Source organism: Streptococcus pneumoniae, assembly GCF_001457635.1.
GTDB lineage: Bacteria > Bacillota > Bacilli > Lactobacillales > Streptococcaceae > Streptococcus > Streptococcus pneumoniae.
This window is the reverse complement of sequence record NZ_LN831051.1, coordinates 1,968,088-1,986,366: the sequence shown is the minus strand read 5'-3', so window position 1 is coordinate 1,986,366 and position 18,279 is coordinate 1,968,088. Positions and strand designations below refer to the sequence as shown.

The 18,279-nt window shown below is 40.3% G+C and carries 12 protein-coding genes and 4 pseudogenes; 11 read left to right on the top strand and 5 right to left on the bottom strand.

Annotated features, from left to right (window positions below; all coding sequences use genetic code 11):
* Window positions 1–194: 194 nt before the first annotated feature.
* Both AT689_RS12145 and AT689_RS13820 read right to left on the bottom strand, forming a co-directional pair.
* Window positions 195–541 (bottom strand): annotated as a pseudogene (locus AT689_RS12145) (transposase); the annotation flags it as partial.
* Between the two features lie 103 nt (window positions 542–644).
* Window positions 645–821 (bottom strand): annotated as a pseudogene (locus AT689_RS13820) (transposase); the annotation flags it as partial.
* A 15-nt stretch (window positions 822–836) separates the two neighbouring features.
* Between AT689_RS13820 and AT689_RS13815 the strand changes: the two are divergent.
* The 6 genes and pseudogenes from AT689_RS13815 to bgaA all read left to right on the top strand — a co-directional run.
* Window positions 837–1,704, top strand: a pseudogene (locus tag AT689_RS13815) (IS66 family transposase); the annotation flags it as partial.
* Between the two features lie 582 nt (window positions 1,705–2,286).
* Entirely contained in the window at window positions 2,287–2,763 is a 477-nt protein-coding gene (locus tag AT689_RS10510; RefSeq protein WP_000242177.1) for a PTS sugar transporter subunit IIA, read from the top strand.
* A gap of 37 nt (window positions 2,764–2,800) precedes the next feature.
* Window positions 2,801–3,106: a PTS sugar transporter subunit IIB gene (locus AT689_RS10505; protein ID WP_000590563.1), complete on the top strand. Its 306-nt coding sequence runs from the start codon at window positions 2,801–2,803 to the stop codon at window positions 3,104–3,106.
* Between the two features lie 47 nt (window positions 3,107–3,153).
* A complete protein-coding gene (locus tag AT689_RS10500; RefSeq protein ID WP_000338716.1) occupies window positions 3,154–4,629 on the top strand; it encodes a PTS galactitol transporter subunit IIC in 1,476 nt (491 codons plus the stop codon).
* Between the two features lie 25 nt (window positions 4,630–4,654).
* Window positions 4,655–4,801, top strand: a complete 147-nt coding sequence (locus tag AT689_RS13575) for a hypothetical protein (protein WP_001848057.1) — start codon at window positions 4,655–4,657, stop codon at window positions 4,799–4,801.
* A gap of 87 nt (window positions 4,802–4,888) precedes the next feature.
* Window positions 4,889–11,590, top strand: coding sequence for an LPXTG-anchored adhesin/beta-galactosidase BgaA (gene bgaA, locus AT689_RS10490; RefSeq protein WP_000515240.1), 6,702 nt, complete (start codon window positions 4,889–4,891; stop codon window positions 11,588–11,590).
* 247 nt (window positions 11,591–11,837) lie between these two features.
* On the opposite strand, the gene AT689_RS13570 is transcribed toward bgaA, so the two are convergent.
* The 3 genes from AT689_RS13570 to AT689_RS10475 all read right to left on the bottom strand — a co-directional run bounded on the left by AT689_RS13570 (window position 11,838) and on the right by AT689_RS10475 (window position 13,264).
* On the bottom strand, window positions 11,838–12,284 hold the full coding sequence (locus AT689_RS13570) for a transposase (protein WP_223200636.1): 447 nt from the start codon (window positions 12,282–12,284) through the stop codon (window positions 11,838–11,840).
* Window positions 12,285–12,448: 164 nt separating this feature from the next.
* On the bottom strand, window positions 12,449–12,694 hold the full coding sequence (locus tag AT689_RS13565) for a transposase (protein WP_001864154.1): 246 nt from the start codon (window positions 12,692–12,694) through the stop codon (window positions 12,449–12,451).
* Between the two features lie 210 nt (window positions 12,695–12,904).
* Entirely contained in the window at window positions 12,905–13,264 is a 360-nt protein-coding gene (locus AT689_RS10475) for a DUF3397 domain-containing protein (protein ID WP_000525411.1), read from the bottom strand.
* A gap of 91 nt (window positions 13,265–13,355) precedes the next feature.
* Here AT689_RS10475 and AT689_RS12670 point away from each other — a divergent pair.
* The 5 genes and pseudogenes from AT689_RS12670 (at window position 13,356) to AT689_RS10445 (ending at window position 18,205) form a co-directional block, all read left to right on the top strand.
* Window positions 13,356–14,312, top strand: a pseudogene (locus AT689_RS12670) (TIGR01212 family radical SAM protein).
* Window positions 14,296–14,853 (top strand): tRNA (mnm(5)s(2)U34)-methyltransferase, encoded by a 558-nt coding sequence (locus tag AT689_RS10460; protein ID WP_000828405.1) that lies wholly within the window; start codon window positions 14,296–14,298, stop codon window positions 14,851–14,853. The pseudogene AT689_RS12670 and the gene AT689_RS10460 overlap by 17 nt, the downstream one beginning before the upstream one ends.
* Window positions 14,846–15,100 (top strand): hypothetical protein, encoded by a 255-nt coding sequence (locus tag AT689_RS10455; RefSeq protein WP_000361073.1) that lies wholly within the window; start codon window positions 14,846–14,848, stop codon window positions 15,098–15,100. The genes AT689_RS10460 and AT689_RS10455 overlap by 8 nt, the downstream gene beginning before the upstream one ends.
* An 11-nt stretch (window positions 15,101–15,111) precedes the next feature.
* Complete coding sequence (locus tag AT689_RS10450) at window positions 15,112–17,166, top strand: cation:proton antiporter (RefSeq protein ID WP_000421623.1); 2,055 nt, start codon at window positions 15,112–15,114, stop codon at window positions 17,164–17,166.
* Window positions 17,167–17,344: 178 nt separating this feature from the next.
* Window positions 17,345–18,205: a YihY/virulence factor BrkB family protein gene (locus tag AT689_RS10445; RefSeq protein ID WP_000759505.1), complete on the top strand. Its 861-nt coding sequence runs from the start codon at window positions 17,345–17,347 to the stop codon at window positions 18,203–18,205.
* The last annotated feature ends 74 nt before the right edge of the window (window positions 18,206–18,279 follow it).

The following is an 18,279-nucleotide window of genomic DNA, read 5'->3' as shown; positions in this document are numbered from 1 at the left end:
TACTTTACTTTACTAGTGATACTATTTGGAGTTATTAATGGACTTAGTTTATATAACTAATGAATTGATTGAAAGGGTTAGTATTGACAATATTGGTCATATTGACTAGAAAATAGAGTCTATCAAAATTTAAAGGCTAATAGAGGTGATGAGACAATTTCGGCTCTTTGTCAACTGTAGTGGGTTGAAGTCAGCTAAGCTCGAGAAAGGACAAATTTTGTCCTTTCTTTTTTGATATTCAGAGCGATGAAAATCCGTTTTTTGAAGTTTTCAAAGTTTCGAAAACCAAAGGCATTGCGCTTGATAAGTTTGATGAGATTATTGGTCGCTTCCAGTTTGGCATTAGAATAGTGTAGTTGAAGGGCATTGACAATCTTCTCTTTATCTTTGAGGAAGGTTTTAGAGGATGAACTTGATTCAGATTGTCCTCAATGAGTCCGAAAAATTTGTCAGGCTCCTTATTCTGAAAGTGAAAAAGCAAGAGTTGATAGAGATTATAGTGGTGTTTCAAGTCTTCTGAATAGCTCAAAAGTTTATCTATAGTAGATTGAAACTAGAATAGTACACCTCTGCTTCTAAAACATTGTTAGAAATCGATTTGACTGTCCTGAATGATTTGTCCTGTTATTATTTCATTTTACTATAAATCCACGTTTACGAATCTCTTTCCACACTTGTTCAATGGGGTTCATCTCTGGTGTGTATGGAGGAATAAATGCAAAACCAATATTAGTCGGAATCTTTAAGGTACTTGATTTATGCCATATAGCATTGTCCATAACGAGTAAAAGATAATCATCTGGATAAGCTTGTGAAAGCTCCTATTCCTAAAGCCCCTTTATAACCTCTTGCGAGAGAGACTATTGACTCAGCCCTTACTTCATGCGGATGAAACTTCTTATCGGGTTCTAGAGAGTCATAGCCATCTGACCTACTATTGGACCTTTTTGTCTGGGAAAGTTGAGAATCAAGCAATCACGCTGTACCATCATGATCAGAGTCGGAGTGGTTTAGTAGTACAAGAATTCCTAGGAGATTATTCTGGCTATGTTCATTGTGATATGTTGCGGCAGTAACTTAGGACTTTAGTCCTCTAGTTCTGCCTATGCGATAGCAGTCCAAGGTTTAGGAGCAAGGCGACGCTAAGCTTGGTAAACTGCGAACCGCTAGAAGCTTATCGTCAACTGGCAGAAGCTGAACTTGTTGGATGTTGGGCGCATGTGAGAAGGAAATTTTTTGAAGCGACCCCCAAGCAAGCAGATAAATCATCCTTAGGAGCTAAAGGTTTAGCTTATTGTGATCAGTTATTTTCCTTGGAAAGAGACTGGGAGGCTTTGCCAGCTGATGAACGACTACAGAAACGTCAAGAACATCTCCAGCCCCTAATGGAAGACTTCTTTGCTTGGTGCCGCCGTCAGTCAGTTTTAGCAGGTTCAAAACTAGGAAGGGCAATTGAATACAGCCTCAAGTATAAAGAAACCTTTAAGACTATTTTGAAAGACGGACATCTGGTCCTTTCCAATAATCTAGCTGAATGCGCCATTAAATCATTGGTTATGGGACGGAGTAAAAGAGTCCAGTGGACTCTTTTAGCCTAAGCTCAGTTTAAAAAAGCGAGGGTGGTTATTTTCTCAAAGTTTTGAAGGAGCTAAAGCAAGAGCTATTATTATGAGCTTGTTGGAAACAGCTAAACGTCATCAATTATAGTGCGTTGAATCTATAACAGTACGCATCGACTGCTAAAACATTTCTATAAATCAATTTTCCTTTCCTAATCGATTTGTTCATATCTTATTTCAATCCATTATAAATAGTGAGAAATATCTATCCTATCTTCTAGAATGTCTTCCAAACGTGGAAACTCTCGTAAACAAAGAGGTTTTAGAGGCCTATTTACCGTGGACTAAAGTTGTACAAGAAAAGTGCAAATAAGAAATCTCCAGATTAGGAACTATATATGAGTTCACTAATCTGGAGATTTTTCAATAGACTTCGTTATTGGGCGGTTAGGATATGATCACTGACTTCGTCAGTCTTATCTACAACCTCAAAACAGTGTTTTGAGCAACCTGCGGCTAGCTTCCTAGTTTACTCTTTGATTTTCATTGAGTATTAGAACAGAAAAAATGCTTGGAGTATTTGTTTGTGTGTTTATTTTTATATAACAAACTATAAACAAAACAAAAATATAAAAAAAGAGACAAAAAAGAACAGAAAGTAATTGACAACGGTTTCATATAGTGTTATACTTATGGCATAAAGTTAATGGAAAGAAGGGAAAAACTTATGGTATTAGATTATTTCTTTGACAAAAACCTTGTGTTTTGCTTAGAAGCGGATAATCAAGAACATCTCTTTGATCAGGTTGCAACTTTATTGGAAGAACGAGAAATTGTAACTCCAACTTATCGTGAAGCCTTGATCACGCGTGAAAAGTCATTTCCAACTGGTTTAGATATGGAATTTCTAGGAAAGAACTTGCCAAATGTAGCGATTCCTCACACAGATATTGTTCATAATCTAGCTGAGAAAGTGGTGGTTGTTCGATTAGAAAAACCAGTAACTTTTCACAATATGATAGCTCCTGATAAGGAAGTAGAAGTATCCCTACTCTTCTTTATTATTAACAATTCAAGTTCAAGTCAAACAAATATTCTGGCTCAGTTGATGGACTTTTTCACAGGAAATGGACATCTTGAAGACCTATCAAAAATTTCCGAACCAGAAAAACTTTATGCTTACATTGCTGAAGCAACCGCTTAATCTTGTCTATTAAAAAATAAAATCGGAGGAAATCCAAATGATTAAAATTCTTGCTGCCTGCGGTGCAGGTGTTAACTCAAGTCACCAAATTAAAAGTGCTCTAGAAGAAGAACTTTCAAACCGTGGTTATGATGTTCACTGTGATGCAGTCATGGTGAAAGATGTAAACGAAGACCTTATGAAAGGTTACGATATCTTTACACCAATCGCTGCAACAGACCTTGGTTTTGAACCAGGTATCCCAGTTATCGAAGCTGGGCCAATCTTATTCCGTATCCCAGCAATGAGCGCTCCAGTATTTGACAATATTGAAGCAGCTATTAAAGAACACGGATTAAGCTAATTCTAATTTGTTAACATTCATATAACATAAAAAAGGGAGGAACTGTTATGGATGCAATCTTTGACCTAATCGGAAAGGTTTTCAATCCCATCTTAGAAATGGGTGGACCTGTCATCATGTTGATCATTTTGACAGTATTGGCTTTACTTTTTGGAGTGAAATTCTCCAAAGCGCTTGAAGGTGGTATCAAACTTGCCATCGCTCTTACAGGTATCGGTGCTATCATCGGTATGCTAAATGGTGCTTTCTCAGCATCACTTGCAAAATTCGTTGAAAACACTGGTATCCAATTGAGTATTACAGACGTTGGTTGGGCACCACTCGCAACAATCACTTGGGGTTCTGCTTGGACACTATACTTCTTGCTCATCATGTTGATTGTCAACGTAGTGATGCTTGCTATGAAGAAAACCGATACACTTGATGTCGATATCTTTGATATCTGGCACTTGTCTATCACAGGTCTCTTGATTAAATGGTATGCTGATAACAATGGTGTGAGTCAAGGGGTTTCACTCTTTATTGCTACAGCAGCTATCGTCCTTGTCGGTGTGTTGAAAATTATCAACTCTGACTTGATGAAACCTACATTTGATGACCTTCTTAACGCCCCAAGTTCATCACCAATGACATCAACTCACATGAACTACATGATGAACCCAGTTATCATGGTTTTGGATAAGATTTTTGAAAAATTCTTCCCAGGCCTTGATAAATATGACTTTGATGCTGCTAAATTGAACAAGAAAATCGGTTTCTGGGGATCTAAATTCTTCATCGGTTTCATCCTTGGTATCGTTATCGGTATTATGGGAACTCCACATCCAATTGCAGGTGTTGCAGATGCAGATAAATGGCGTCTTGTTATCAAAGGATGGTTGTCTCTTGGTTTGACTGCCGGTGTATCTTTGGAACTCTTCTCACTTATCGGTTCATGGTTCATCGCAGCCGTAGAACCACTATCACAAGGTATTACAAACGTTGCTACTAAACGTCTTCAAGGACGTAAATTCAATATCGGTCTTGACTGGCCATTCATCGCTGGTCGTGCTGAAATCTGGGCTTGTGCCAACGTACTTGCACCAATCATGTTGATTGAAGCAGTGCTTCTTTCAAAAGTTGGAAATGGTATCTTGCCACTTGCAGGTATCATCGCTATGGGTGTTACTCCAGCTCTCTTGGTTGTAACTCGTGGTAAATTGCTCCGTATGATTATCTTCGGAACACTCTTGTTGCCACTCTTCCTTCTTTCAGGTACCCTTATTGCACCATTTGCAACAGAACTTGCTAAAGGTGTAGGTGCCTTCCCAGAAGGTGTGAGCCAAACTCAATTGATTACTCACTCTACTCTTGAAGGACCAATCGAAAAACTTCTTGGTTGGACAATTGGTAACACTACAACTGGTGATATCAAAGCAATCCTTGGTGCAGTAGCCTTCCTTGTATTCTATATCGGTATCTTTGCTTGGTACAGAAAACAAATGATCAAACGTAACGAAGAGTACGCAGCAAAAGCAAAATAATGCGCTCCTATAAAATATAAACTCAATGAAAATCAAAGAGCAAACTAGGAAGCTAGCCGCAGGTTGCTCAAAACACAGTTTTGAGGTTGTAGATGAAACTGACGAAGTCAGTAATCATATCTACGGCAAGGCGACACTGACGAAGTTTGAATTGGATTTTCGCAGAGTGTAAATTGTTGAAACTAGGTTGTCATACCATGTATACCACTTGGGCTTTGGTAGTAGCTAACTGCACTAAATATAATATAAGGAGGGTTTTATGGGGAAAGGCCATTGGAATCGGAAAAGAGTTTATAGCATTCGTAAGTTTGCTGTGGGAGCTTGCTCAGTAATGATTGGGACTTGTGCAGTTCTATTAGGAGGAAATATAGCTGGAGAATCTGTAGTTTATGCGGATGAAACACTTATTACTCATACTGCTGAGAAACCTAAAGAGGAAAAAATGATAGTAGAAGAAAAGGCTGATAAAGCTTTGGAAACTAAAAATGTAGTTGAAAGGACAGAACAAAGTGAACCTAGTTCAACTGAGGCTATTGCATCTGAGAAGAAAGAAGATGAATCCGTAACTCCAAAAGAGGAAAAAGTGTCTGCTAAACCGGAAGAAAAAGCTCCAAGGATAGAATCACAAGCTTCAAGTCAAGAAAAACCGCTCAAGGAAGATGCTAAAGCTGTAACAAATGAAGAAGTGAATCAAATGATTGAAGACAGGAAAGTGGATTTTAATCAAAATTGGTACTTTAAACTCAATGCAAATTCTAAGGAAGCCATTAAACCTGATGCAGACGTATCTACGTGGAAAAAATTAGATTTACCGTATGACTGGAGTATCTTTAACGATTTCGATCATGAATCTCCTGCACAAAATGAAGGTGGACAGCTCAACGGTGGGGAAGCTTGGTATCGCAAGACTTTCAAACTAGATGAAAAAGACCTCAAGAAAAATGTTCGCCTTACTTTTGATGGCGTCTACATGGATTCTCAAGTTTATGTCAATGGTCAGTTAGTGGGGCATTATCCAAATGGTTATAACCAGTTCTCATACGATATCACCAAATACCTTCACAAAGATGGTCGTGAGAATGTGATTGCTGTCCATGCAGTCAACAAACAGCCAAGTAGCCGTTGGTATTCAGGAAGTGGTATCTATCGTGATGTGACTTTACAAGTGACAGATAAGGTGCATGTTGAGAAAAATGGGACAACTATTTTAACACCAAAACTTGAAGAACAACAACATGGCAAGGTTGAAACTCATGTGACCAGCAAAATCGTCAATACGGACGACAAAGACCATGAACTTGTAGCCGAATATCAAATCGTTGAACGAGGTGGTCATGCTGTAACAGGCTTAGTTCGTACAGCGAGTCGTACCTTAAAAGCACATGAATCAACAAGCCTAGATGCGATTTTAGAAGTTGAAAGACCAAAACTCTGGACCGTTTTAAATGACAAACCTGCCTTGTACGAATTGATTACGCGTGTTTACCGTGACGGTCAATTGGTTGATGCTAAGAAGGATTTGTTTGGTTACCGTTACTATCACTGGACTCCAAATGAAGGTTTCTCTTTGAATGGTGAACGTATTAAATTCCATGGAGTATCCTTGCACCACGACCATGGGGCGCTTGGAGCAGAAGAAAACTATAAAGCAGAATATCGCCGTCTCAAACAAATGAAGGAGATGGGAGTTAACTCCATCCGTACAACCCACAACCCTGCTAGTGAGCAAACCTTGCAAATCGCAGCAGAACTAGGTTTACTCGTTCAGGAAGAGGCCTTTGATACGTGGTATGGTGGCAAGAAACCTTATGACTATGGACGTTTCTTTGAAAAAGATGCCACTCACCCAGAAGCTCGAAAAGGTGAAAAATGGTCTGATTTTGACCTACGTACCATGGTCGAAAGAGGCAAAAACAACCCTGCTATCTTCATGTGGTCAATTGGTAATGAAATAGGTGAAGCTAATGGTGATGCCCACTCTTTAGCAACTGTTAAACGTTTGGTCAAGGTTATCAAGGATGTTGATAAGACTCGCTATGTTACCATGGGAGCAGATAAATTCCGTTTCGGTAATGGTAGCGGAGGGCATGAGAAAATTGCTGATGAACTCGATGCTGTTGGATTTAACTATTCTGAAGATAATTACAAAGCTCTTAGAGCTAAGCATCCAAAATGGTTGATTTACGGTTCAGAAACATCATCAGCAACCCGTACACGAGGAAGTTACTATCGCCCTGAACGTGAATTGAAACATAGCAATGGACCTGAGCGTAATTATGAACAGTCAGATTATGGAAATGATCGTGTGGGTTGGGGGAAAACAGCAACCGCTTCATGGACTTTTGACCGTGACAACGCTGGCTATGCTGGACAGTTTATCTGGACAGGTACGGACTATATTGGTGAACCTACACCATGGCACAACCAAAATCAAACTCCTGTTAAGAGCTCTTACTTTGGTATCGTAGATACAGCCGGCATTCCAAAACATGACTTCTACCTCTACCAAAGCCAATGGGTTTCTGTTAAAAAGAAACCGATGGTACACCTTCTTCCTCACTGGAACTGGGAAAACAAAGAATTAGCATCCAAAGTAGCTGACTCAGAAGGTAAGATTCCAGTTCGTGCTTATTCGAATGCTTCTAGTGTAGAATTATTCTTGAATGGAAAATCTCTTGGTCTTAAGACTTTCAATAAAAAACAAACCAGCGATGGGTGGACTTACCAAGAAGGTGCAAATGCTAATGAACTTTATCTTGAATGGAAAGTTGCCTATCAACCGGGTACCTTGGAAGCAATTGCTCGTGATGAATCTGGCAAGGAAATTGCTCGAGATAAGATTACTACTGCTGGTAAGCCAGCGGCAGTTCGTCTTATTAAGGAAGACCATGCGATTGCAGCAGATGGAAAAGACTTGACTTACATCTACTATGAAATTGTTGACAGCCAGGGGAATGTGGTTCCAACTGCTAATAATCTGGTTCGCTTCCAATTGCATGGCCAAGGTCAACTGGTCGGTGTAGATAACGGAGAACAAGCCAGCCGTGAACGCTATAAGGCGCAAGCAGATGGTTCTTGGATTCGTAAAGCATTTAATGGTAAAGGTGTTGCCATTGTCAAATCAACTGAACAAGCAGGGAAATTCACCCTTACTGCCCACTCTGATCTCTTGAAATCGAACCAAGTCACTGTCTTTACTGGTAAAAAAGAAGGACAAGAGAAGACTGTTTTGGGGACAGAAGTAGCAAGAGTTCGTACATTAATTGGTAAAGAACCAAAAATGCCGAAAACAGTAGGTTTTGTATACAGCGATGGTAGTCGTGAAAAACTTCCAGTAACTTGGTCTCAAGTCGATGTTAGTCAAGCAGGAGTTGTGACTGTTAAAGGTACAGCAAATGGACGTGAGGTAGAGGCTCATGTCGAGGTTCTAGCAATTGCGAAAGAATTACCAACAGTTAAACGTATTGCTCCAAATACTGACTTGAATTCTGTAGACAAATCTGTTTCTTATGTTTTGACTGATGGAAGTGTACAAGAGTACGAAGTGGACAAGTGGGAGATTGCCGAAGAAGATAAAGTTAAGTTAGCAATTCCAGGTTCTCGTATTCAAGCGACCGGTTATTTAGAAGGTCAACCAATTCATGCAACCCTTGTGGTAGAAGAAGGAAATGCTGCAGCACCTGTAGTGCCAACTGTTACTGTTGGAGGTGAGGCAGTAACAGGTCTTACTAGTCGACAACCAATGCAATATCGTACTCTATCTTATGGTGCCCAACTGCCAGAAGTCACAGCAAGTGCTGAAAATGCTGATGTGACAGTTCTTCAAGCAAGCGCAGCAAACGGCATGCGTGCGAGCATCTTTATTCAACCTAAAGATGGTGGCCCTCTTCAAACCTATGCAATTCAATTCCTTGAAGAAGCACCAAAAATTGCTCACTTGAGCTTGCAAGTGGAAAAAGCTGACAGTCTCAAAGAAGACCAAACTGTCAAATTGTCGGTTCGAGCTCACTATCAAGATGGAACGCAAGCTGTATTACCAGCTGATAAAGTAACCTTCTCTACAAGTGGTGAAGGGGAAGTCGCAATTCGTAAAGGAATGCTTGAGTTACATAAGCCAGGAGCAGTCACTCTCAAAGCGGAATATGAGGGAGCTAAAGGCCAAGTTGATCTCACTATCCAGGCCAATACTGAGAAGAAGATTGCGCAATCTATCCGTCCAGTAAATGTAGTGACAGATTTACACCAAGAACCTACTCTTCCGTCAACAGTAACGGTTGAGTATGACAAAGGTTTCCCTAAAGCTCACAAAGTCACTTGGCAAGCTATTCCGAAAGAAAAACTAGACTCCTATCAAACCTTTGAAGTACTAGGTAAAGTTGAAGGAATTGACCTTGAAGCGCGTGCAAGAGTCTCTGTAGAAGGTATCGTTTCAGTTGAAGAAGTCAGTGTGACAACTCCAATCGCAGAAGCACCACAATTACCAGAAAGCGTTCGGACATATGATTCAAATGGTCACGTTTCATCAGCTAAGGTTGCATGGGATGCGATTCGTCCAGAGCAATACGCTAAGGAAGGTGTCTTTACAGTTAATGGTCGCTTAGAAGGTACGCAATTAACAACTAAACTTCATGTTCGCGTATCTGCTCAAACTGAGCAAGGTGCAAACATTTCTGACCAATGGACCGGTTCAGAATTGCCACTTGCCTTTGCTTCAGATTCAAATCCAAGCGACCCAGTTTCAAATGTTAATGACAAGCTCATTTCCTACAATAACCAACCAGCCAATCGTTGGACAAACTGGAATCGTACTAATCCAGAAGCTTCAGTCGGTGTTCTGTTTGGAGATTCAGGTATCTTGAGCAAACGCTCCGTTGATAATCTAAGTGTCGGATTCCACGAAGACCATGGAGTTGGTGCACCGAAGTCTTATGTGATTGAGTATTATGTTGGTAAGACTGTCCCGACAGCTCCTAAAAACCCTAGTTTTGTTGGTAATGAGGACCATGTCTTTAATGATTCTGCCAACTGGAAACCAGTTACTAATCTAAAAGCCCCTGCTCAACTCAAGGCTGGAGAAATGAACCACTTTAGCTTTGATAAAGTTGAAACCTATGCTGTTCGTATTCGCATGGTTAAAGCAGATAACAAGCGTGGAACGTCTATCACAGAGGTACAAATCTTTGCGAAACAAGTTGCGGCAGCCAAACAAGGACAAACAAGAATCCAAGTTGACGGCAAAGACTTAGCAAACTTCAACCCTGATTTGACAGACTACTACCTTGAGTCTGTAGATGGAAAAGTTCCGGCAGTCACAGCAAGTGTTAGCAACAATGGTCTCGCTACCGTCGTTCCAAGCGTTCGTGAAGGTGAGCCGGTTCGTGTCATCGCGAAAGCTGAAAATGGCGACATCTTAGGAGAATACCGTCTGCACTTCACTAAGGATAAGAACTTACTTTCTCATAAACCAGTTGCTGCGGTTAAACAAGCTCGCTTGCTACAAGTAGGTCAAGCACTTGAATTGCCGACTAAGGTTCCAGTTTACTTCACAGGTAAAGACGGCTACGAAACAAAAGATTTGTCAGTTGAATGGGAAGAAGTTCCAGCAGAAAATCTGACAAAAGCAGGTCAATTTACCGTTCGAGGCCATGTCCTTGGTAGTGATCTTGTTGCTGAGGTCACTGTACGAGTGACAGACAAACTAGGCGAAGCTCTTTCAGATAACCCTAACTATGATGAAAACAGTAACCAGGCCTTTGCTTCAGCAACCAATGATATTGACAAAAACTCTCATGACCGCGTTGACTATCTCAATGACGGAGATCATTCAGAAAATCGTCGTTGGACAAACTGGTCTCCAACACCATCTTCTAATCCAGAAGTATCAGCGGGTGTGATCTTCCGTGAAAATGGTAAGATTGTAGAACGGACTGTTGCGCAAGCCAAACTTCACTTCTTTGCAGATAGTGGTACGGATGCACCAACTAAACTCGTTTTAGAACGCTATGTCGGTCCAGAGTTTGAAGTGCCAACCTACTATTCAAACTACCAAGCCTACGACGCAGACCATCCATTCAACAATCCAGAAAATTGGGAAGCTGTGCCTTATCGTGCGGATAAAGACATCGCAGCTGGTGATGAAATCAACGTAACATTTAAAGCTGTCAAAGCCAAAGCTATGAGATGGCGTATGGAGCGTAAAGCAGATAAGAGCGGTGTTGCGATGATTGAGATGACCTTCCTTGCACCAAGTGAATTGCCTCAAGAAAGCACGCAATCGAAGATTCTTGTAGATGGAAAAGAACTTGCTGATTTCGCTGAAAATCGTCAAGACTATCAAATTACCTATAAAGGTCAACGGCCAAAAGTCTCAGTTGAAGAAAACAATCAAGTAGCTTCAACTGTGGTAGATAGTGGAGAAGATAGCCTTCCAGTACTTGTTCGCCTCGTTTCAGAAAGTGGAAAACAAGTCAAGGAATACCGTATCCACTTGACTAAGGAAAAACCAGTTTCTGAGAAGACAGTTGCTGCTGTACAAGAAGATCTTCCAAAACTCGAATTTGTTGAAAAAGATTTGGCCTACAAGACAGTTGAGAAAAAAGATTCAACACTGTATCTAGGTGAAACTCGTGTAGAACAAGAAGGAAAAACTGGTAAAGAACGTATCTTTACAGCGATTAATCCTGATGGAAGTAAGGAAGAAAAACTCCGTGAAGTGGTAGAAGCTCCGACAGACCGCATCGTCTTGGTTGGAACCAAACCAGTAGCTCAAGAAGCTAAAAAACCACAAGTGTCAGAAAAAGCAGATACAAAACCAATTGATTCAAGTGAAGCTAGTCAAACTAATAAAGCCCAGTTACCAAATACAGGTAGTGCGGCAAGCCAAGCAGCAGTAGCAGCAGGTTTAGCTCTTCTAGGTTTGAGTGCAGGATTAGTAGTTACTAAAGGTAAAAAAGAAGACTAGAAATTTTGATACCTTCTTTATCATTAAAGACCAAAGAAAAACTCTTGTCCTAAATAGAAGATAAAGAGTCTGGGACAAAATAGTTCTCAACCACAAAAAAGCTAGATATTTCCAATTGCGGAACTCTAGCTTTTTAATTTTGAGTCGTTCTCTTATTGTATAGTGGATTGAAACTAGAATAGTACACTTCTGCTTCTAAAACATTGTTAGAAATCGATTTGACTGTCCTTATCGATTTGTCCTGTTCTTATTTCATTTCACTATATTTTAGGAGGTTATTGGCCATAAGTACCAATCCCATGTCAATTCTCACTTGACGCTTGCCCCTCAGATTACATCTCTTGTGACCCAAACAAGCCTTTATCTGCCCAAAGACAGGTTCCACATCAATCTTGCGTTGAGCGAAAATCTGTCTACCTTGGGGAGATAAAAGCGCCTGACATGCTTTAGCTTTCAAGTTTTGATAGCGTTCGTTCATATACAGTCCCTTTTGAGGGGCTGATTCAGGTTCGTCGGCGTAGTAAACCTTGATTTCCTGTTGAAAGTCTGTCTGTGTTTTCTGATGTTTGGTATGGTGAAAACGATAATACCAGCCATCAGGATGTGTGTAGCTATCCTCCTTGTCATTATAGTGCCAATTCCCTAAGTTTCTAGCTGACTGTTTATACCCTCTCTTCTGTTCCTTATCAAACATGGCATATTTAATCAGAAGGGGAGTGATTTCTTCTTGAAAATAGACTTGTATCTGTTCTTGAAGTTTGGCGGAGAATTTCTCTGTCGTTTTCTTCCACACAAAACTATACTTGTTGGCATTGGCTTCAATCTTAGTTCCGTCAATAAACAAACAATCTAAGGTCACTAACTCTTCCATTTTTCAATTTTTCGACCAGAGAAAATCCCTTGTGAATAGGCAAATAGAAGAGTAGATACAAGCATTTTAAGGTGATAAGACGGGCGATCAAAGGCATGATAGAAGGCGTAGAAGTGATGTTCCTCCAAGGTATTCACCACTTTTTCAATAGTAAAGACGAAATGGTCTTGTGGTAAGAAGGAACTGATTTCTAGTGGTAAAGTTGTTTGATTTGTGTTATAGTGAATATGCATGGGATAGCCTTTCTAAATGGTTTATTAAGCAATTCTATTTTACCAAGACTATCGTAACCATGCAAAAAAGCAACGGCAAATCCGTTGCCTTTTTTGGATATAAGAGACTATTGTCCCAGACTCTTTTCTTTGTATAAAATTGTATAGTGTTATTGTCTATACTATTTTGTAGAGAAAGCAAAAATCCCTAGAAAATGCTTAGGGATTCGACTATTTTATTAAGAACAATTCAACAATCATCTCTATATACATGATAAGGGTTAATAAAAATCCTGTACGCCAGAAGAATTTGATGAATTTAGGATAGTAAAAGCTGCGTTTTTTCAAAAGGAAGAAAAAGACGAGAATAATGGCTAGGATTGAGAGGGCTAGCCCCAGTCTAGGGAGGAAATTATGGGTAAAGGTTTTAGCTGTAATCAGGTAATATTCAAATACCAAGACCGGAAAAGCCAAATCCGCAAAGTTTCGTCCTAGTTTTTTTAATCTAAAAAGTTTGGTTAGGATAATGCAGACGACTAAGGTCAGTATCAATAATAAAATAGATGCTAATTTCATTAAAATCATACCCATATTGTATCATAAAAAAAGGCTAATGGAAACGAGAAACAGAGGAATTTATAGGAAAGTCAGGCTTTTGAGATTGTGGGTGATTTTTGTTATAATGAAAGTTATAAAATCTTATAATACCTTGAATGATTATTATCGAAAACTCTTTGGAGAAAAGACTTTTAAAGTCCCTATTGATGCGGGATTTGACTGTCCCAATCGTGATGGAACTGTGGCTCATGGAGGCTGTACTTTTTGTACGGTTTCAGGTTCTGGAGATACTATTGTAGCCCCAGATGCGCCTATCCGTGAGCAATTTTATAAGGAAATTGGCTTTATGCACCGTAAGTGGCCGGATGTTCAGAAGTATCTGGTTTATTTTCAAAATTTTACCAACACCCATGAAAAGGTGGAAGTTATTCGAGAGCGTTATGAACAGGCTATCAATGAGCCAGGTGTGGTAGGAATCAATATTGGAACGCGCCCAGACTGTTTACCAGACGAAACCATCGAATATTTGGCTGAGTTATCGGAGTGCATGCATGTGACGGTTGAATTGGGCTTGCAAACTACTTATGAAGCAACCTCTGACCTGATTAACCGTGCGCATTCTTATGAATTGTAGGTGGAAACGGTCAAGCGTTTGAGAAAGTATCCAAAAATTGAGATTGTTTCCCATTTGATCAATGGTTTGCCTGGTGAAACCCATGAGATGATGGTTGAAAATGTCCGCCGTTGTGTCACGGATAACGATATTCAAGGGATTAAACTGCATTTGCTCCATCTTATGACAAATACTCGTATGCAACGAGATTACCATGAGGGACGTTTACAATTGATGAGTCAGGACGAATATGTCAGGGTCATCTGTGACCAACTGGAAATTATTCCCAAACATATCGTCATCCATAGAATTACAGGAGATGCGCCTAGGGATATGCTGCTTGGGCCTATGTGGAGCCTCAATAAATGGGAAGCTCTCAACAGCATTGAGATGGAGATGCGACGTCGTGGAAGTGTTCAAGGATGCAAGGCTGTAAAACAGGAGTTTGAAAATGAAAAGACCACTTGAGATGGCACATGATTTTTTGGCTGAGGTCGTGGCAAAAGAGGATGTCGTAGTGGATGCGACTATGGGAAATGGTCATGACACGCTTTTTTTAGCCAAGCTAGCCAAGCAAGTCTATGCCTTTGATATTCAGAAGCAAGCCTTGGAAAAGACCCAAGAGCGTTTGCATCAGGCTGGCTTGACAAATGCCCAGTTAATCTTGCAAGGCCATGAGACACTGGACCAGTTTGTGACAAAAGCTAAGGCAGGGATTTTTAATCTGGGCTATTTGCCGTCAGCTGATAAGTCTGTCATCACCCGACCGCAGACAACGATTGAGGCATTAGAAAAGCTATGTGGCTTACTTGCCAAAGGTGGACGAATTGCTATTATGATTTACTATGGTCATGAAGGAGGCGACCTCGAGAGAGATGCTGTCTTGGATTTTGTGATCCAGTTGAACCAACAAGAGTACACAGCTGCCATTTACCGAACTTTAAACCAAGTCAACAACCCGCCGTTTTTAGTGATGATTGAAAAATTAGAGAGATACAGACATGGATAAACAATACCTACACGAAAAGCTGGATGCCATGCGCCAGAATTTTGTTGAATCAACCCACCACGAACGAGCGGTGGGCGTGCTAGACCAAGCGCATATGAGCAAAAAAATGCTTAAAATCAAGAAAAAATTAGTTGCTCTTGAAATGGAACGGTGCCAGAGAAAAATTGAGCACAAAGATTGTTCCAAGATTGACCAAAAAATCAAAGAGCAGAAGGAGATATTTGAATCCTGTTGTAAAAAAGATTAAGGAGGACGTGCGTGGAATTACTGATTTACCTCATCCTATTTTTACTGGTCTTGATTGTCTCAAGTACAACCAATAAGCTCCTACCCTTTTTGCCTCTCCCTTTGGTGCAGATTCTTTTGGGAATTGTGATTGGTCTCTTTTTACCCAATACTGACTTTCACCTTAATACGGAGTTGTTTTTGGCACTGGTTATCGGACCCTTGCTTTTCCGAGAGGCTGAAGAAGCAGATGTTACGGCTATTTTAAAACACTGGCGAATCATTGTTTATCTCATATTTCCAGTGATTTTTATCTTGACCCTGAGTTTGGGTGGCTTGACCCATCTTCTTTGGTTCAGCCTTCCCTTGGCAGCTTGCTTGGTTGTTGGGGCAGCCCTTGGTCCTACGGACTTGGTGGCCTTTGCCTCTCTTTCGGAGCGTTTTAGCTTTCCTAAGCGCGTGTCCAATATTCTTAAGGGCGAAGGACTCTTGAATGATGCTTCTGGTTTGGTGGCTTTTCAGGTAGCTTTGACAGCTTGGACAACTGGAGCTTTTTCTCTGGGGCAAGCTAGCAGTTCGCTCATCTTTTCAATCCTAGGCGGTTTTTTAATTGGATTTTTAACAGCCATGACCAACCGCTTCCTCCATACCTTCTTGCTAAGTGTGCGCGCAACGGATATTGCCAGTGAACTTTTATTAGAATTGAGTTTGCCTCTAGTGACCTTCTTTCTGGCAGAAGAAGTTCATGTTTCAGGTATTATTGCCGTCGTAGTTGCTGGAATTTTAAAGGCAAGTCGCTTCAAGAAAATCACGCTCCTCGAAGCCCAAGTGGATACGGTGACCGAGACGGTCTGGCATACAGTGACCTTTATGCTCAACGGTTCTGTCTTTGTGATTTTAGGGATGGAGTTGGAAATGATAGCAGAACCTATCTTGACCAATCCAATCTATAATCCTCTACTTTTATTGCTATCTCTCATCGCCCTTACCTTTGTCCTCTTTGTCATTCGTTTTATTATGATCTATGGCTATTATGCCTATAGAACCCGACGCCTCAAGAAAAAGCTAAATAAGTATATGAAGGACATGTTTCTCTTGACCTTTTCAGGTGTTAAGGGAACGGTGTCGATTGCTACGATTCTCTTGATACCAAGTAATCTAGAACAGGAGTATCCTCTCTTGCTTTTCCTTGTTGCAGGTGTGACGCTTGTTAGCTTTTTAACAGGTCTCTTGGTCTTGCCTCATCTTTCTGATGAAGAGGAAGAAAGCAAGGATTATCTCATGCATATCGCCATTTTGAATGAAGTAACGCTAGAGTTGGAAAAAGAGTTGGAAGACACCAGAAATAAACTTTCCCTCTATGCGGCTATTGACAATTATCATGGACGTATTGAAAATCTCATTTTAAGCCAAGAAAACCAGGATGATCAAGAAGACTGGGCTGCTTTGAAACTCTTGATTCTTAGTATTGAAAGTGATGGTTTGGAACAGGCCTATGAAGAGGGGAACATTAGCAATCGTGCTTACCGAGTTTACCAACGTTATCTGAAAAATATAGAACAAGGAATCAATCGTAAACTTGCCTCAAGACTGACCTATTATTTTCTTGTTTCCTTGAGGATTTTACGTTTTCTCCTTCATGAAGTTTTTACTCTTGGAAAGACCTTTCGTAGCTGGAAGGACAAGGAGCAAAGCCGTCTCCGTGCTCTTGATTATGACCAAATTGCAGAGCTCTATCTTGCCAATACAGAGATGATTATTGAAAGTTTGGAAAACCTGAAGGGAGTCTACAGACGCTCTTTGATTAGTTTTATGCAGGAGTCTCGTCTTCGAGAAACAGCTATTATCAGCAGTGGTGCCTTTGTCGAACGGGTTATCAATCGTGTCAAACCCAACAATATCGATGAAATGCTGAGAGGCTATTATCTGGAGCGCAAGTTGATTTTCGAATACGAAGAAAAACGATTGATTACGACTAAGTATGCCAAGAAATTACGACAAAATGTAAATAACTTAGAGAACTATTCCTTGAAGGAAGCTGCCAATACCCTGCCGTATGATATGGTGGAATTGGTAAGAAGAAATTAGTTAATACTCTTCGAAAATCTCTTCAAACCACGTCAGCGTCGCCTTACCGTATGTATGTGACTGACTTCGTCAGTCTTATCTACAACCTCAAAACAGTGTTTTGAGTAGCTTGCGGCTAGCTTTCTAGTTTGCTCTTTGATTTTCATTGAGTATAAGATTATAAATGAAGGAGTATGACATGAAAAAGTGGTGGAAAGAGCTGATAGACAAGCCTTTATTAAAAGCTTTTTTGCATTATTATCAAGCATCAGATAGTGAGTTGACCAGTGTCGCAGTAGCCTACTATTGGTTGATTTCGATTTTCCCCCTGCTTTTGGTGGTGGTCAATATCCTCCCCTATTTTCAGATTCCTGTGGGAGAATTTCTGGGCTTTATGAAAGACGTCATGCCCCCAAGCCTCTATGAAGGTGTGGAAAAAATAGCCAGAGAAGTCTTGACGCAACCTTCAACAGGTTTATTGAGTTTTTCTGTTTTATCGGCGTTATGGAGTTTTTCAAAATCTATGAATTTCTTGCAAAAAGCTTTTAACAAGGCTTATGGCGTCGAAAAGAGTCGTGGACTTATTTCCCATCAGATGCTAAGTCTCCTAGTCAGTTTTGGCTTGCAGCTCCTCTTTGCGTTTGCCTTGTTTTTGATTTTATTTGGTCAGATGATTTTGGCTTTACTTGCTCATTATTGGACAAAAGATGGCATTATCTATCAGGCTTTACAAGGGTTGGCAGGTCCTCTGATTTACGCCCTCCTCTTTGCTATCTTGGTCATGCTTTATTATTTTCTTCCCAATCTATCTAACAGGAAAATTAGCTATACCCTACCAGGCAGTGCCTTTGTTCTCTTAGTGATTTTAGGTTTACTAACTCTGTTCTCTAGTTATCTCAATTACTATGTCCATCATTTGGTGGATGTCCGAATTTTAGGTTCCGTTCTTCTTGTTGTTATGATGTTTTGGTTTATCTTGATTGCTAAAATTGTTATCCTAGGCGCGGTTATCAATGCCAGTATGCAGAGTTTGAAAGATCCGGTCTTTAAAAAAGACTAACTATTTATCCATTATAAAAGCGCATAGTATCAAGACTTTATAGAACCTTGATACTATGCGCTTTTGTGCTTTGA